Here is a 17,750-nt window from a genome sequence, read left to right as displayed (position 1 = left end):
CACAAAGAAAGCCTTTACATTTATAATGATATAGTATAAACTTTATTTATACCAATGAATTATAATCATTCTATTAAATGGAGGGAACTATGAAGAGAGTAATTAGAGAAATTAAAAAAGCTGGTTCGATTGCAATTATTATAGCAATGCTGTTAAGTTTCGTACCGACAGGAATTTTTGCCTTAAATGAGTCCAATTATAAAGAACCATTGGTATTTGCGGATTTTGAAGGTAATGATTCAAATGTTGACGGATCAAACAATGCGGCGGTTAGTTTTATTGAGGGATTTGCAACAGGAACGGGAAAATTAGTAGCTAAACTAGAGCTTGCCAATAGTGGTGATCCTAGTATTAGTGAACGTAGTTTGGTAATAACAAAAGAGACATCAGTCGATGTTTCAAACTACAAGTATTTAACTTTTTGGATCAAAGACAATGGAACGAATAGTGCTAAAGTCCATTTAATTGATGCCAGTGGTAATGCTACTAGTGGCAACTGGACAGGGAATGTAACGGCGGGTAAATGGAGTCAATTATCTGTATCTTTAGATCAATTTAAAAATATTGATTTAAGTAAGATTACTGGTGTTGTTATCGGTGAATGGAATAAAGGTAGTTATTTAATTGATGATGTTCAATTTACAGATGTCTTGGCTAAAGATTTAAAATTAAGTGCAAGTAAAAACACAGGTACATATAATGATAGTTTTGAAGTTACCCTTACGGCTGGAGAAGGACAATCAATCTATTATACAGTTGATGGAAGTCAGCCAACTATTAGCAGTACTAAATATAGCAATAGTCTTACAATCGATGAGTCTATGACTTTAAAGGCAATTGTAGTCGATAATCAAAATATTAGTGAAGTTTATGAATTTGATTATATTATTGATCATCAAGATAATCGGATTTATACACCTGTAGTTGTTCAAACATTTGAAGACCAAAATAATTTTAGTGCAGCTAATGGGGCATCGGGGACAATTGTTACAAATGAAAAACATAGTGGTGAACAAAGTCTAAAATATGTAAAAACTAAGAGTGAAGCCGCTAGTACTAGTAAAGGAAGTATAAAAATTGATTTTAATCATGCTGTTAATGCGGCAGATTTAAAATATTTAATTTTCTATATCAAAGATACCCAAGGAAGTAACACCCTTCAAGTATCATTGATTGATACTGATGGAAAGGAGTCAGATTTTGGATGGCGAAGTCCAAGTACAACAAAGGATAAATGGGTCCAATATTGTATCAAAGTATCTGATTTTAATAAGATCGATAAAACTAAAATAGCGGGAATTAGAATTGGTGAATGGAACGCAGGAACATATTATCTAGATGATATTTATTTTGATAATTATTTATATTCGGGATTGCCAAGTTTAGTACCGACTAAACCGGAAGCCAATATAAGCGATGGTTATATTTTTAAAGATAGGTTAGCAGTAACTTTAAAAAATGATAACAATGCACCAATGTATTATACAATGGATGGTAGTACCCCAAATGTTGATAGTACTAAATATAGCGGTGAAATAGAATTATCTAAAACAACAACACTCAAAACAGTTAGTTTTGATAATGGAAAATATAGTGAAGTAGTGGAATTAGCATATATAAAAGATACAAATATCCCTAGTGATGTTAAAGCTGATAAAGTAGCAGGAAAGTATACAAAACCAATTAAAGTAACATTAAGTAATGAAGATAATCTTGCTATTTATTATACGATTGATGGGTCGACTCCTTCAAAAACAAGTTCTAAATATACAACGCCAATTTCTATAGGTGAAACTACCGTGCTTAAGGCGGTAACTTATCAAGGTGATAGTGCTGGAAATGTAATGACATTTAAATATCAATACCCAACAGTGCCATCCGAAGTTACAGCGAGCATTCCGGAAACTAAATTTACTAGTAGTAAGACGGTTGAATTAATTAGTGATATTGATGCGAATATTTATTATACAACAGATGGCAGTGTTCCAAGTCTGACTTCATCACGCTATGATCAGCCTCTTACAATTAGTAAATCAATGACAGTTAAAGCAATTGCTGAACGAGATGGTAAAACAAGTGCAGTAACAACATTAGATTATATTATTGCGCCAGTAGCTGTTCAAGCTGACAAACCAGCGGGAACTTATGATAGTTCAGTAGTGGTGGAATTTAGAGTTCCAAATAATGATCAAGTAGAAATTTATTATACAACAGATGGCAGCGTTCCAACAGTGGCATCAAATCATTATACTCAACCGCTACGGGTTAGTGAAAATACAACTTTTACTGTTGGAGCAACATATAAAAATAGTAATGATATTGGTGTGGTTACAAATCACACATATATAATTAATCCGATTACTGAAGCTAAGGCCCCAGTGATTACGCCAGGTAGTGGTACTTATGGTCAAAGGCAGTTAGTGTCAATGAGCAGCGATACTCAGGATAGTAAGATTTATTATACAGTGGATGGCTCAATACCTTCTAGGGACAGTATGGAGTTTAAGGAACCGTTTTATGTTAAACAAGATACTGTGGTCAAAGCAATTACAGTAACAAAAAATGGTATTAGTGAGATAACTGTAAATGAAATTAAAGTTAATCAAGAAGCTTCAAATTTCTTAAAAACAGATGGAAAAGTAATTCGTAATAATTATGGTGCTGGAGAAAAAATTCAATTAAAAGGAACTAATGTTGGTGGCTGGCTCGTTATGGAAGAATGGCAATGTCCAACTAGCGCACCAGATCAAAAAACAATGCTGGAAACATTTACAAAACGTTTTGGTGAAGCAAAAGCTTGGGAGTTAATTAATACTTATCAAGATAATTGGTTTACAGAAGCTGATTTTATAACTTTAAAAGAAGAAGGAGTAAATTGTCTTAGATTACCAATCACTTATTTTGAGATGGCTAATTTAGACGGAACGCTTAAAGAGACTGCATTTGATCGTTTAGATTGGTTTATAGAAGAAGCAGCTAAACATGGAATCTATACATTGATTGATATGCATGGTGCATTTGGCTCACAAAATGGTAAAGATCATTCCGGTGATATTACTTATCCTGATCAAGGTGATTTTTTTGGAAAAGAAGAAAATATTCAAAAAACAATTAAATTGTGGGAAGCAATTGCAGCTCGTTACAATGGAAATGAGTGGGTTGCTGGTTATGATTTATTAAATGAACCAGGTGGAGCATTAGGTACTGAACAGTTTGAAGTGTATGATCGTATTTATAAGGCAGTAAGAGCAATTGATCAAGATCATATCATTCAAATTCAAGCAATTTGGGAACCAACGCACCTACCAGCTCCAACATTATATGGCTGGGAAAATGTTGTTTATCAATATCATTTCTATGGATGGGATGATATTAATAATTTAGAATATCAAAAAGCTTTTATTAATAGTAAAATAAAATATGTAAATGAAGATACTAATTATAATGTACCGGTTTTTGTTGGTGAGTTCACTTTCTTTACAAATATGGATAGTTGGGAATATGGTTTAAGTGTTTTTGATGAACAAGGCTGGTCATATACAAGTTGGACATATAAGGTTGCTGGAGCAAATAGCAGCTGGGGAATGTACACAATGCCTAAAAATGACAGTACCAATGTGAATATTAATACTGATGATTTTGAAACAGTTAAAGCAAAATGGTCAAATTTTGACTTTACGAGAAATACTAGTATTGCTGATGTATTAAGTAAACATTTTAAAATAGTAAGTAGTGATTTGATTGCTCCGGTAATAGAAGGTAATGATGCGGCTGTTATGGTTGGTGTAAAAGCAACAGTAAGTGAAATCCTCGACTTATTTATTAAGGATGATCAAGATGGTGTGATTGATATTGCGAAAGCAGATATTACAACTGATTTTGATTGTAGTAAAGCAGGGGTATATACAGTAACAGTAGAAGCTAGTGATAAAGCAGGTAATATAAGTGAAGCAGCTTTTACAATTACGGTTAAAGAAGAAACAGTTATTGATCCTGATGTGGTTGAAAAACCAGATTCATCAAAATCAGAAGTTTCAGTAAATAAGCCGGTCAAAACAGGGGATAATGAAAATATTATTGGTGATTTAATGATTTTAGGATTATCAATGATAGCAGGTGTTATCTTATTGAAAAGAAGAAAAGAAATTTAATTAGAGGTAGTAACGAGATAAATTCTCGTTACTATTTTTGATATAATGCATGGTTATGTATTTAAAGAAACGTTATAATAAATATATGGCACAATGAGGAGGCAATTTATGCGAATATTAAAACGAATATCATTACTATTATTATCATTAGTAATGATAATATCTTTGAGTGGCTGTACAGCAGATACTAACAACAAAGATGAACGAGCGAGTTTTGATCGATTTATTGAAAGACAATTTATTGAAACAATGGAAAGTGATTATACAACTGCGCATGTTTTTTTAGAACATCCTGAGAATTTTGATGTTGATATTTCAAAGTTAACAGTAAATCTAGGGGTGCGATTAGATGAAGAAAGCATGAGAAATCAGGAGAAGAAAGATGCTGATTCGTGGGCGGAGTTTAAGAAGTTCGAGCGTTCAAAACTAACTAAAGAACAGCAGGATACTTATGATATTTATGAATTTCAAAATAATCTAGCTCGTGAAATGAGCGATGATAAATTTGATTATTATCAACAATTGTTTGAGAGTATTTCTGGAATACATTATCAGATTCCTACTATGTTAGCTGACTGGTCGCTTAGAAATGAACAAGACGTAAAGGATATTATTAGTTTAGTGAATGATGTCTTACCATATTTACAAGGAGCTATTGACTATACCAAAGAACAGGCAAAACGTGATTTGCTAATGATAGATGTTGATGCGGTTAGAGAGTATTGTGATAATGTGATTAAAAGTGGTGAAAATAGTTTAATTTTATCTGATATAAATAAAAATATAGATACTTTAAATTTAGAAGAGAGTGTTGGCAATACATATAAAGAGCAATTAAAAACAGCTTTTAATTCTTCTTTTATTCCTGCTTATCAAGCTGTTAAAGATTTAATGGATGAAGTAAGTCTAACCGGCAATAATGAAGAAGGATTAGTCAAGTTTAAAAATGGAAAAGAATATTATGAACTGTTATTGCAAAATGCCGTTGGTTCTGATAAATCAGTAATGGAAATAAAAGAATTAATGGAAGACAGTTTAGACAAACATATTTCCAAGCTTCAGGAGAATGTGATTAAAAATGCTAGTGTTAGAGAATTTCTTACTAGTGGTGGTGAAATACCAACTACAAAGTATACTAGTTATGATGAAATTCTAGATGATATTAGTGCTCAACTATTTGAAGATTTTCCTAATGTTAGTAGTTTATCTTATAATATTAGGGATATTAATGAAGAAATAGCATCTTCTTCTGGCGTCGCAGCATATTTTAATATTCCGCCTTTGGATGGTAACGGTATAAAACAATTACGGGTCAATCCATCGACTGGTGAGGTATCAGATCTTGATACTTTTTCAACAGTAGCCCATGAAGGTTATCCGGGGCATATGTATCAGTATGCATATATGTATGAAAATATTCAATCCCCATATCAAAAGGCTTTAGCTAATTCAAGTGCTTATACAGAAGGATATGCGGTATATGCCCAATTTTATGCATATAAATATCTAACAGGCATTGATAAAAATGTATTAGAAGCGCTTAAGGAAAATGAATTAGCAAGTTATGATATAATGATTCTTTGTGATATTGGAATTCATTATGAGGGATGGTCACTTGATGATTTTAGTGACTTTATCTCTGAAAAGGGTATTAATCTAGAGGAGGACAGTTTAAAAACTCAATATAAACAATTGCAAGCTAATCCGGCTGCGTTTGAGCCATATTATGTTGGTTATGAAGAATTTATGCTTTTAAAAGAAACAGCTCAAAATAAATTGGGTGATAAGTTCAATGATAAGAAATTTCATGAGGCAATTTTAAAGAGTGGAAATGCACCTTTTACAGTTGTTGAAAGAAATGTAGCAGCTTATATTAAGAGTGCTAAATAAAAGATTTTATATGAATCTAAAAAACAGTTAGAGTATTATGATTGTAAGTTGGAAAAAATTGGTATACTATATGTATCATAAGAAAAGGAGATGTATATATGTACGGAAAACTTGCTTGGGAAAAGTATAATGATGAACAAATTAATGATATTATGACTTTTAATGAAGGTTATAAAAATTATATTACCAAAGGTAAAACAGAACGGTTATGTGTCAGTGAAACTGTTAAACTGGCAATGGCACATGGATATAAAGAGTTAAATGAGGTAGATATTTTAAAACCGGGTGATAAAGTATATGTTACTAATATGAAAAAAAATATTGCTTTATTTGTTATTGGGAAAAAACCGCTAGAAGATGGAATGCGAATCTTAGGTGCTCATATTGATTCACCAAGAATGGATCTTAAACAAAACCCTTTATATGAAAGTGAAGGGTTTGCAATGCTTGATACACACTATTATGGTGGGGTAAAAAAATATCAATGGGTAACTATTCCACTGTCAATGGTAGGTGTTGTAGTAAAAAAAGATGGTACTGTGATAAATGTAAATATTGGTGAAGATGAAAATGATCCAGTCGTTGGAATTAGTGACCTGTTAGTTCATTTATCTGCTGATCAATTGAAAAAAGATGGTGCGAAAGTAATTGAAGGAGAAGACCTAGATGTTACTTTTGGAAGTATTCCTTTAAAGGATCATGAAAAAGATGCTGTAAAGGCAAATGTTTTAAAAATTCTAAAAGATAAATATGATTTTGATGAAGAAGATTTTTTAAGTGCGGAAATTGAAATCGTACCTAGTGGGAAAGCTCGTGACTATGGAATAGATCGTAGTATGGTTGCTGGTTATGGGCATGACGATCGTGTTTGTGCTTATACATCATTAATGGCTATTTTAGATATAGAAATGCCTGATTATACAAGCTGCTGTATTTTAGTAGATAAAGAAGAAATAGGAAGTGTTGGAGCAACTGGGGCACAGTCTTTATTCTTTGAAAATACGGTTAGCGAATTATTGTTGAAACAAGGAACAGATAGTTTCGTTAAAACAAGAAAAGCCATGGCTAATTCAAAAATGTTATCAAGTGATGTTAGCGCTGGAGTTGATCCATTGTATTTAAGTGTTAACGATAAGAAAAATGCTGCATATTTAGGTAAGGGAATAGTTTTTAATAAATATACTGGAGCTCGTGGTAAAAGTGGTTCTAATGATGCTAATCCTGAATATATGGCAGAAATTAGAAAAATCTTAGATGATGATAATATTTATTACCAAACAGCAGAATTAGGTAAAGTTGATCAAGGTGGTGGGGGAACAATCGCTTATATCCTTGGAAATTATAATATGAATGTAATAGATGCAGGAGTAGCAGTGTTAAATATGCATGCACCAATGGAAATTGTTAGTAAAGTGGATGTATATGAAGCTTATCTAGCATATCGCACATTCTTGAAACAAATTTAAGATATCTTCGGATATCTTTTATTTTTGGATTTGAACTAAAGATGATAAACCATAAGATAATTGCAGATAACAGTGATAAGTTATAGAAAGTTGCCCGTTTATTAAACCATTTTCTTGCTTAGAAAAAGACTTGCAGGAATTGTAATTTTAGTTATAATGTTTTAGGCTTGGAGGTGGAATGGATGAAAAATATGACTCAGGGTAATCCCCTAAAATTGATTTTGATGTTTTCTATGCCGCTGATGTTAGGAAATATTTTACAAGAGTTTTATACAATCGTAGATACGATTATTGTTGGGCAATTTTTAGGGGTAAAAGCTTTAGCTAGTATGGGGGCTGCAGGCTGGATCCAATGGATGCTCCTTAGTGTTGTTATGGGGTTCGCACAGGGCTTCTCGATTAAAGTCGCTAATTTATATGGTGCAAATAACCATGAGGGAATTTCTAAAACAATTGGTAATATTGTTATTGCTTGTCTTGTAATTGCACTACTTTTAACGATTAGTGGTGAGCTGATAATCATTCCAATTCTCAAACTCTTACAAACACCTAATGATATTATTCAAGGGGCAATTGCTTATTTACGAGTGATGGCTGGTGGTGTGACAATTACTTTGATGTATAATTTGCTATCATGTGTTCTACGGGCTTTTGGGAATAGTAAAACACCATTACTTGCAATGGTAATTGCAGCTTCATTAAATGTGGGGCTGGATCTGTTATTTGTCTGTGTTTTTCATTTGGGAATAGCTGGAGCTGCGATCGCAACAATATTAGCTCAGCTATTTGCCAGCTTATTTTGTTTACTGGTTTTATATAAACAAAGCATTTTTAGCTTAAAGTCTGAACACTTTAAAATTCAGCGGCATTTAATTTTTGAATTAGTAAAATTAGGGCTTCCTTTAGCCTTGCAAAACGGAATTATTTCAATTGGTGGGATGATCGTTCAATTTGTGGTGAATGGTTATGGAGTTATTTTTGTAGCCGGCTTTACTGCAACGAATAAATTATATGGTTTACTTGAAACAGCTGCTATTTCTTTTGGTTATGCTTTAACTACTTATAATGCGCAAAACTATGGAGCTCTTGAATATCAACGGGTTCGAGAAGGTGTTAATGCTTCAGCATTAATATCACTTGTTACTTCATTAATAATCGCTCTTATTATGATTGTTTTTGGCCGAAATATTTTAACTTTATTTGTATCAGGAAGTCAAAATGAAATTAATGCGGTTCTTGAGGTTGCTTATCACTACTTGTTTATTATGGCGGTCTGCCTACCGATCTTATATATATTACATACTTATCGAAATGCTTTACAGGGATTGGGAAATACAGTTATTCCAATGTTTTCTGGAATTGTAGAATTATTGATGCGTGTAGGAATAGCACTTTTCTTACCACTGTTTATGGGGCAGGAAGGAATTTATTATGCAGAAATTGTTGCTTGGACTGGAGCTGCTTTATTACTGTATATTAGCTATAAACGGACTAAACTGGGGGATTGATGAATCCGGTTTTAGTTATCAAAAATGTTGATAAAAAGAACTATTTTTAAACTAGAGAAGTCATGCTATAATGGGATTAAGGATGGTGAAAATTGTGGTAAAAGTTGAAGTGGTTCCGTATAATGAAGATTGGCCTCGTAAGTATGCGCTGGAAGCAAATGTGATTCGCAATATCGTTTTAGATGAATTAATTACAATTACACATGTTGGTTCAACTGCAGTTCCTGGATTAGTTGCTAAACCGATTATTGATATTTTGATCATCGTTGAAGACATAAATAAATTAGATCAGTTAGATCCTTTATTTAAAAAAGAAGACTATGAATGTTGTGGGGAGGACGGGATTTCAGGTCGACGTTTTTATTATAAAAGCGATGGTTCAATCCATGTTCATGCATTTGATGAAAGAAGTCATGATAAAATTGAATTGCTGATTTCTTTTTATGATTATTTAAAAGATAATCCTGATATTGCTAGGGAGTATGGTGAATTGAAGCTTTCATTAGCTAAAAAATATCCTGATAATATCAAAAAATATAAAAAGGGTAAAGAAGCTTTTACAAAAGAAATACAAACCAGAGCGTTAAAATGGTATCGTCATAAAGATGTCGAACAGATATAAATAGTTCTTAATTCCACTAATCAGCATATTAATTAGTGGAGGTAATAATATGGATAATAATAACAGTATTCGTTTTGAACACACACCTTATCATAATGTTTATTTAAAAGACCGTAAAAATATTGAATTAACAGGTGTGAAAAACATTGAAAGTTTTGATTCGCTAGAATTTTTAATTGAAACATCATTAGGTTTTTTAAATATTACGGGGACCGAATTATCGTTGACAAGGTTAGACCAAGAAAAATGTGAGGTTAGTATTAAAGGCAACATTGATGCTATTTCCTATGTTTCAAATAAAAAGAATCAAAAAGGAAAAGACAGTGTTTTTAATAAACTGCTTAAATAATGGACTTAGTAAAACAAATTCAAGGAATTAGTTATTCACTGGTTTTTGGTTTCACTTTCACTTTTATTTACAGTCTCATCAATCGTTTGTTTTATAAATACCACAAACGCATTTTTCGACTCATTTTACAGATTGTTATTGGTATTATTTTTGGGTATCTCTATTATCTTGGTCTGTTAGTTATTAATAATGGGGTCGTTCGAATATATTTTATTATTAGTATGGTAATTGGATATGTTCTCTATCTTAATTATTATAGCTATTATATGTTTTTTTTGATTGAAATAATTGTAAGTATGTTAAAATATCTTTTAAGACCGATAATATTCATTTTTAGGAAAATAAGTGGTATAATAAAACGCATGAAGAGGGTGGTAAAATGGCTAAAAGAAAAGTTTATAAAACCGTCAAAGGATTTGCCTACATGATTATAGGCTGCGGCTTGATGTTGACTTTATTTAATAGCGCCATAACTGTCTTCCAGCGTCAAGATGAAATTGCGGTTTTGGAAAAGGAAAAGAAAGCAGTAGAAAAAGAAAAAAAAGCTTTAGAAAATGAGATCAGTTTATTGAATGATGATGATTACGTAGCTCGTTACGCACGTGAAAATTATGTTTTCACGCGTGAAGGTGAACAAGTAGCGATCATTCCGGGCGTAGAATAAATAAGCACTTTGTGCTTATTTTTATTATTTATTGGAGGTAATTTATGTTTATAGAAGAGAATATGTATATGAGATCATTGCGAAGAAAGCGTAAAATCACAATTTATGTACCTGATGATTATGAAACTAGTAATAAGCGTTATCCGGTCTTGTACATAAATGATGGTCAAAATGCTTTTTTTGATGAGACTTCATATATGAAAATTAGTTGGGGATTTTATGATTATGTTCAAGCGCAGAACTTAGATGTTATCATGGTGGCGATTCCCTGCAATAACCGTTTAAATAAACGTGAAGATGAGTATGGACCATGGCGAATTGGTAAAGAAATTTTAATGATGGAATATGGTGATGATAGTTTAGAAATTGGTGGTGAAGGGGACAAGTATTTACGCTTTATTATTAAGCAGTTAAAACCTTATATTGATACTCATTTCCCTACGATTGTTGAAGATAGTGCGATGGTTGGTAGTTCAATGGGTGGAATCATTACAACTTATGCAGGATTAAAATATCCCCATATTTTTAAAAAGACGGCATCGCTATCTAGTGCATATTGGTTTTATATGGATGAACTTATTGATTTGATCCATCGGAGTGATTTAAGTGCTACGCAATGTTTTTATCTTGATCTAGGTGGTAATGAAGGTAATGGTGATGAAGAGATGAGCCGTATCTACTATGAGAGTAATGAGACAATATACAATGAGCTTATTAAGAAAAGTAATCGGATCGAAGGACGGTTCTTTGAAGAAGCTGGTCACAATGAGTATGAATGGCGTCAACGAGTGCCGATTTTTATGGACCTATTTTACAAATAAGAAAATAATTCGAGGTTTTAATAATTTATGCTATTATTAAAGTATTGGAGGATATTTTATGTATAAATTAATGTTGTCAGATTTAGATGAGACTTTATTGGTAAAGCATCACGTACCAGAATTTAATGTTGAAGCAATCAAAGCTGCTCGTAAAAAAGGATTAAAATTTGTTCCAGCTACAGGGCGGGCTTATAATATGATTCCGGAGATTTTAAAGGAAATCGATGCATATGATCAAGAAGGTGAATATTCAATTTGTTTTAATGGGGCATTGATTGTAGAAAATAAAAATAATCGTATCTTAAATTTTGAGGGAATATCGTTTGAAACAACTAAAATGCTTTTTGAAAAGGCTCGAGAGTTTGATGTTTGTGTACTTATTTTCACAATTGACATGTGTTATATTTATAATGCTGATCCTGATGAGGTACAGCGTAAAACGGATCAAAAGGCACCGTTCGTTGTTATTGATGAATACAATATGGATGACTTGAAAGATGAAAAGATAGCAAAGATTTTGTATGAAAAAAGAGATATGCCGTATTTAAAGTCGATTGAAGTGGAAGTCAGTGAGATGATTGAAGGAAAAGCTTGTGCTAGTTATTCTTCAGGGCGTTATTTAGAATTTAATGCGATTGGAATTGATAAAGGTTTTGGGTTGCGCTGGCTAGCTAATTATTTAGGCATCGATATTAATGAAACAATTGCAATTGGTGATAATTATAATGATGTTGAAATGATTAAAGCGGCTAAGTTAGGGGTATGTGTAACATGTGCGACTGATGACATTAAGGAATTAGCGCAGTATGTCACTGAAGTTGATTATGATCAAGGAGCAGTAAAAGAAGTAATAGAAAAATTTGTATTGGAGGCAGAATAATGGGATATAAACTAATAGCATGTGATTTAGATGAAACCTTATTAAATGATGAGCATTTGGTTGGAGCGAAAAATGTCGCAGCAATCAAAAGAGCCCGAGAAGAATATGGCGTGAAATTTGTTCCAGCTACAGGACGAGGATTTATGCAAATTCAACCAGAGTTAAAAGAATTACAATTATATGACCTTGAGGGTGAATATGTAATTTCTTTTAATGGTGGAGCTTTAACAGAAAATAAAAATAATCGTATTATTGAGTTCAAAGGTTTAGAGTTTAGTAAGATGAAAGAAATTTTTGAAGCAGGATTAAATTTTGATGTTTGTATCCATGTTTATACGCCTGATAATTTATATGTGTTTAATTTAAGTGAATCGGAACGCCAAAGAATTAAAAATCAAAAGTTAGAAGCGGTATATCCTGAAGTTAATAGTGTTGATTTTTTAAAGGATACACCAATTTCTAAGATTTTGTATCAAAATGTTGATGTTCCTTATTTAATGAGTTTAGAAGAGGGGTTAAAACCAATTACTGATGGACATTGTGCGGTTAGTTATTCATCAAATCGTTACATGGAATTCAATGCTCTTGGGGTGGATAAAGGACAAGGATTGATTGATTTAGCAAATAAATTAGGCATCGCTATTGAAGAAACGATTGCTGTTGGTGATAATTATAATGATATGGCAATGTTAAAAGTGGCGGGCTTATCAGTCGCTGCTAACAATGCTGTAGATGATGTTAAAGCTGCATGTGATTATACAACAAATGCTAACAACAACGAAGGTGTTGTGGCAGAATTGATTGAGAAATTTATTTTTAATGAGATTTAAAGATATTGTTGAAATTGAGTTTCAACAAGATTATTATAAGCAGCTACATCAGTTTGTTGAAAATGAATATTTACATAAAACGATTTTTCCCCCAAAAGAAAATATTTTTAGAGCTTTAAATCTTTGTGATTATGAAAATGTTAAAGTAGTTATTTTAGGACAAGACCCTTATCATGAACTTCATCAGGCAAATGGATTGGCATTCAGTGTTTATCCGGGGGTTCGGATTCCCCCAAGTTTGGTTAATATTTATAAAGAGTTACAAGATGATTTAGGAACAATGATTCCTAATCATGGAGATCTCACAAAATGGGCTAAGCAAGGAGTCTTGTTGCTTAATAATGTGTTAACAGTTGAAGAAGGGCGGGCTAATAGTCATTCTGGTAAAGGTTGGGAAACTTTTACTTTAAATATTGTTAAAGCTTTAAATAAACGCCAAAAGCCGCTAGTATTTATTTTATGGGGAAATAATGCCCGTGCTAAAAAACAATATATCGACACTTCACGTCATTTGGTTTTAGAGAGTGCGCACCCTTCTCCACTATCAGCACATCGGGGATTCTTTGGTTCACATCCTTTTAGTAAGGCAAATGAATTTTTGATTAGGAATGGAATGCCAATGATTGATTGGCAAATTGATAATATTTAAAGGTTGGTTTATCAGTAATTATACTGATAAAGGCAACCTTTTTCTTAAGTTTTCTTAATCGTTATAGGATTCATTAAAAAAATATATTAAATATGTTATAATTAAAAGTGAAAAAAGGAGGGGACTAAAATGAATAGTGGTATTGGGATTATTTGGGCACCGGTTAGTGCTGGAACATTGGTTATTTGGGGACTTGGAATATTTGTTGCAGTTGTAGGAATGGTGTGGTTTGTTAAACGGCTCAAAAAAAAGATTCAATTATAAGATAAAAGAGGGATTTCGTAAAAGAAGTCCTTTTATTTTGAATCCTTATTTGTCATTATAGATAAATTGTATTAGAATAAGTTAAATTACTTGCAGAGGAGAAAATAATGTTTAATGATATTAAAAGTGCGCTAGTGTATATAGAGTCAAAGCGAACTAAGCGGACCTTGGAACAGTTTAAAGAGACAATTAAAAAATATGGCTTTAACATTTACCAAAAAAATATTATTCATATAGCTGGAACTAATGGTAAAGGTTCAACAACTAATTTTATTAAAGATATTATGGTTGAACATGGGTATCGTGTGGGAACATTTACATCACCATATCTTATTTGTCATAATGATCGTATTTGTATTAATGGGGAAATGATAAGTGATGAACGACTGCTGATGATTATTAACAGTCTTGTTGAGATTATTGAAAGCGAACAATTATCGATGTTTGAAATTGATATTTTGATCATGTTGCGTTATTTTGATGAAGAAGAACTAGATTATCGAATTATTGAAACAGGAATCGGGGGATTAAATGATAAAACTAATGTAATTGATAGTGTTTGCAGTGTGATAACTAATATCGGTTATGATCATCAGTTTATGTTAGGTGATACTTTAGCACAAATAGCTCATCATAAAGCTGGAATCATTAAACCTGAACAAACTTGTTTTACTAGCGAAATAAATAATGATTTGATTGATATTTTTAAAGCTGCAGCTGAAATTAAAAATAGTCAAGTAGTTAGTGTGGAGATAGATTGTGATTATCGATATCCTTATCATTTTAGCTGTTTAGGTTATGATTACCAGTTAAGTAATTGTGGTAGTTATCAGGTTGCTAATGCGACATTGGCGATTAATGTATGTGACTATTTGATTGAGTTAGATCATTCCTTAGTACAACGAGCTTTAGATGGATTTAGCTGGCCAGGCCGATTTGAAAAGTTTGGAAAGATTTATTTAGATGGGGCACATAATATCGATGGAATCAAGGCACTAATTAAGACATTACATGATCAACAAATAAAAAAGGCATTAGTTATCTTCAGTGCTTTGGGGGATAAAGATATTGAACAAATGGAAGCTTTATTAAGTGAATATCCATTGATTCAAGCAACATTTGCAGATGAACGGCTACAATTAGAAGGAATTGATTTTAAAGAAGCAATTAAAAATAATATTGATCTATATGATCATTTAATTATTACAGGCTCGTTACATTTTATTAGCACGGTCCGTAAATATCTTCAAAATAATTTAATTGAAAAGCAGGTATGATTCAAATTTACCTGCCTTTTTGTTTGTCAACAATAATAGTTACGATGACAGTGATTGCGAAGGTTGAGATAGCACCATATACCGCCTAGCATCAAAACTAAGAAGAAAAAACTCCCAGCGAGAATTAGGCTAATAACACTTGTATAAGCATAGGCTTCAATGATAATTGCTAATAGAGAAATTAGGATTAAGCCACTACTGCCGAGCGTAGCTAGATTACCGCAACAAGTATAAGCGTTATTTGGCGGGGTTAAAGCTTCGCTGATTAAGATACTGACGAGTCCAAAGATACCGAGGAATGCATTGATGATAAAGAAAATCTGATTGATATAAATTGAACTACCAAATATTAAAAATATAGCAATTGCAACAATAAGTGCAAAACTAATGATTAATAATTGTTTTTTTAGACAATTCATTATTTCCCTCCTTTCTAATATAACTTATGCATTCTTGAAAGAGAGATAAGATGAAAAAGCATAGAAAAAGAAGATAAAATCTTCTTAGTCAAAATTACGATTATACCAAGTTAGAAAAATATAGACGGTCCAAATTTTTCGCGCATTATTGTGAATTCCTTGATAATGTTCATCAAGAAGATAATTTAAATAGTCACAATTAAAATATTTTTGAGCACTTTTACTGTTGAAGAGTTCTTTAATAGGCTGATAATATTGTTCTTCTTTGATCCATTCATTTAAGGGAACAGGGAAACCAAGTTTTTTTCGTTCACTATTTTGAAGAGGAAGGGATTTTGCTGCCATTTTTCGAAAAATATACTTAGTTGCTTTTTTGTTGACCCGCAAATTTGTTGGTAAAATGGAACTAATAGCCCATACTTCTTTATCTAGATAGGGTACTCGCACTTCAAGTGAATTAGCCATGGAAATATGATCAGCTTTACGCAAAATATCGCCCCTTAGCCAAAAGTTTAAATCAATATACTGCATTTTAGTGATATCATCTTTTCTTGCAACATCACGGTAGTAAGCATTTGTTAAAACTTGTGGTGGGTATATAGGCCATTGTGGTTTAATTAGTTTTTTTAGCTCATGGTTTTGAAAAATAAATGCATTTCCAATAAATCGTTCTTCTATCTTTTGTCCAGCTCGGATTAAATATTGTTTACCTTTAAATTCATAATTGGTCTTTATTAAAATATTTTTAAGACCTTTACGAAGAAAGAAAGGAATTATTTTCGTTGGGGCTAGGGTCAGGGGGGTTTGATAGATATTATAACCTCCGAATAATTCATCAGCGCCTTCTCCTGATAATACTACTTTTACATGTTGACTAGCCAATTTAGTTAAATGATAGAGTGGGATGATCGAAGGATCGGCAACTGGTTCATCAAGAATATTTAAAATAGTAGGGATAGTATGCCAAAATTCATCTTTGGTAATTACTTTTTGATAGTTTTCAATATCTAAATATTGAGATAATTCTCGGGCTAAAGGGAGTTCGTTACAACGATGATCTTCAAAGCCGACACTAAAAGTTTTTTTTACTTGGCTGTTTGCTGCTAAGTAAGAAGAATCGATACCTCCAGATAGAAAAGAACCCATTTCAACATCTGCTAGGCGATGGTGGCTGATTGAATCTTTCAGCGTTGATTCAAGCATATTGAGGGCATCGGTTTCTTTTAAATTATCATCAAGATTATAATTGAATTTAAAGTAATGGGTTAGTTTTAGATTATCAGTAAATTCAAGATAATGAGCTGGTAAGAGTTGAAAGATGCCTCGGTAAAATGTTTCTGTTAAAGGATTATATTGAAAAGCTAAATAGCTTGAAAGGCACTGCTCGTTAAATTTTTTTTCAACTCCCGGATATTCAAACAATGCTTTGATCTCTGAAGCAAAAACTAATTCATTTTTAACAATTGTATAAAATAATGGTTTAATTCCAAAAATATCACGCGCTATAAAAAGCGCCTTAGTATGTATGTTGTAGATGGCAAAAGCAAACATTCCTCGTAAATGATTAACAATATCATTACCGTATTCTTCGTATCCGTGGATGATTACTTCGCTATCGCTATTAGTCGTGAAAGTATGACCTAAAGAGATGAGTTTTGCTCGTAAGACTTGATAGTTGTATATTTCACCATTAAAAACGAGAATCAATGATTTATCTTCATTAAATAAAGGCTGGTTACCGCTGTCTAAATCAATGATACTTAAACGTCGCATCCCTAATGTGATTTTACTATCTTGATAGTATCCTTGATCATCTGGTCCGCGATGACTAATTTTTTGTAACATATTTTCAATAACGCTTTGATTGTTGGAAACGTTATTAGTATATCCAATAATTCCGCACATATAAATACCTCCATGGTGGCATTATATGCTTTAAATAATAGAAATGGGTAAAAGT

At 32.3% G+C, this 17,750-nt stretch carries 16 protein-coding genes; 14 read left to right on the top strand and 2 right to left on the bottom strand.

Annotated elements, in window-relative coordinates:
- Positions 1-89: 89 nt before the first annotated feature.
- From EYR00_RS13465 to EYR00_RS13405, 14 genes are all read left to right on the top strand, one after another.
- Positions 90-4,151, top strand: a complete 4,062-nt coding sequence (locus tag EYR00_RS13465; RefSeq protein ID WP_040434245.1) for a chitobiase/beta-hexosaminidase C-terminal domain-containing protein — start codon at positions 90-92, stop codon at positions 4,149-4,151.
- Between the two features lie 108 nt (positions 4,152-4,259).
- A complete protein-coding gene (locus EYR00_RS13460) occupies positions 4,260-6,041 on the top strand; it encodes a DUF885 domain-containing protein (protein WP_040434246.1) in 1,782 nt (593 codons plus the stop codon).
- A 98-nt stretch (positions 6,042-6,139) separates the two neighbouring features.
- On the top strand, positions 6,140-7,507 hold the full coding sequence (locus EYR00_RS13455; protein WP_003536964.1) for an aminopeptidase: 1,368 nt from the start codon (positions 6,140-6,142) through the stop codon (positions 7,505-7,507).
- Between the two features lie 182 nt (positions 7,508-7,689).
- The gene (locus EYR00_RS13450; protein WP_003536965.1) at positions 7,690-9,015 is read left to right on the top strand and encodes an MATE family efflux transporter; all 1,326 of its coding nucleotides are present in this window, start codon (positions 7,690-7,692) and stop codon (positions 9,013-9,015) included.
- Between the two features lie 82 nt (positions 9,016-9,097).
- Positions 9,098-9,637 carry a GrpB family protein gene (locus EYR00_RS13445; RefSeq protein WP_008793081.1) on the top strand — a complete coding sequence of 180 codons (540 nt, stop codon included), beginning with the start codon at positions 9,098-9,100 and terminating at the stop codon, positions 9,635-9,637.
- Between the two features lie 49 nt (positions 9,638-9,686).
- The gene (yabP, locus tag EYR00_RS13440) at positions 9,687-9,986 is read left to right on the top strand and encodes a sporulation protein YabP (protein WP_003536967.1); all 300 of its coding nucleotides are present in this window, start codon (positions 9,687-9,689) and stop codon (positions 9,984-9,986) included.
- Positions 9,986-10,414 (top strand): spore cortex biosynthesis protein YabQ, encoded by a 429-nt coding sequence (yabQ, locus tag EYR00_RS13435; RefSeq protein WP_003536968.1) that lies wholly within the window; start codon positions 9,986-9,988, stop codon positions 10,412-10,414. The genes yabP and yabQ overlap by 1 nt, the downstream gene beginning before the upstream one ends.
- On the top strand, positions 10,366-10,650 hold the full coding sequence (locus EYR00_RS13430) for a septum formation initiator family protein (protein WP_008793080.1): 285 nt from the start codon (positions 10,366-10,368) through the stop codon (positions 10,648-10,650). Before yabQ ends, EYR00_RS13430 begins: the two co-directional genes overlap by 49 nt.
- Before the next feature lie 44 nt (positions 10,651-10,694).
- Complete coding sequence (locus EYR00_RS13425; RefSeq protein ID WP_003536970.1) at positions 10,695-11,471, top strand: alpha/beta hydrolase; 777 nt, start codon at positions 10,695-10,697, stop codon at positions 11,469-11,471.
- Between the two features lie 58 nt (positions 11,472-11,529).
- A complete protein-coding gene (locus EYR00_RS13420) occupies positions 11,530-12,351 on the top strand; it encodes a Cof-type HAD-IIB family hydrolase (protein WP_003536971.1) in 822 nt (273 codons plus the stop codon).
- The gene (locus EYR00_RS13415; protein ID WP_003536973.1) at positions 12,351-13,181 is read left to right on the top strand and encodes a Cof-type HAD-IIB family hydrolase; all 831 of its coding nucleotides are present in this window, start codon (positions 12,351-12,353) and stop codon (positions 13,179-13,181) included. Before EYR00_RS13420 ends, EYR00_RS13415 begins: the two co-directional genes overlap by 1 nt.
- Positions 13,171-13,830, top strand: a complete 660-nt coding sequence (locus tag EYR00_RS13410) for a uracil-DNA glycosylase (protein ID WP_003536975.1) — start codon at positions 13,171-13,173, stop codon at positions 13,828-13,830. Before EYR00_RS13415 ends, EYR00_RS13410 begins: the two co-directional genes overlap by 11 nt.
- Before the next feature lie 129 nt (positions 13,831-13,959).
- Complete coding sequence (locus EYR00_RS15930) at positions 13,960-14,094, top strand: hypothetical protein (protein ID WP_003536977.1); 135 nt, start codon at positions 13,960-13,962, stop codon at positions 14,092-14,094.
- Positions 14,095-14,201: 107 nt separating this feature from the next.
- Positions 14,202-15,371 carry a bifunctional folylpolyglutamate synthase/dihydrofolate synthase gene (locus tag EYR00_RS13405; RefSeq protein WP_003536979.1) on the top strand — a complete coding sequence of 390 codons (1,170 nt, stop codon included), beginning with the start codon at positions 14,202-14,204 and terminating at the stop codon, positions 15,369-15,371.
- A 26-nt stretch (positions 15,372-15,397) separates the two neighbouring features.
- Here the strand turns inward: EYR00_RS13405 and EYR00_RS13400 are convergent, their stop codons facing one another.
- Together EYR00_RS13400 and asnB are read right to left on the bottom strand one after the other, a co-directional pair.
- Positions 15,398-15,790 carry a hypothetical protein gene (locus EYR00_RS13400; RefSeq protein WP_003536981.1) on the bottom strand — a complete coding sequence of 131 codons (393 nt, stop codon included), beginning with the start codon at positions 15,788-15,790 and terminating at the stop codon, positions 15,398-15,400.
- An 84-nt stretch (positions 15,791-15,874) separates the two neighbouring features.
- Complete coding sequence (gene asnB, locus EYR00_RS13395; RefSeq protein WP_003536983.1) at positions 15,875-17,695, bottom strand: asparagine synthase (glutamine-hydrolyzing); 1,821 nt, start codon at positions 17,693-17,695, stop codon at positions 15,875-15,877.
- Positions 17,696-17,750: the final 55 nt, after the last annotated feature.

Source organism: Thomasclavelia ramosa DSM 1402, from assembly GCF_014131695.1.
GTDB classification, from domain to species: domain Bacteria; phylum Bacillota_I; class Bacilli_A; order Erysipelotrichales; family Coprobacillaceae; genus Thomasclavelia; species Thomasclavelia ramosa.
The sequence above is the reverse complement of the archived record's forward strand: the minus strand, read 5'-3'. Positions and strand labels throughout refer to the sequence as shown.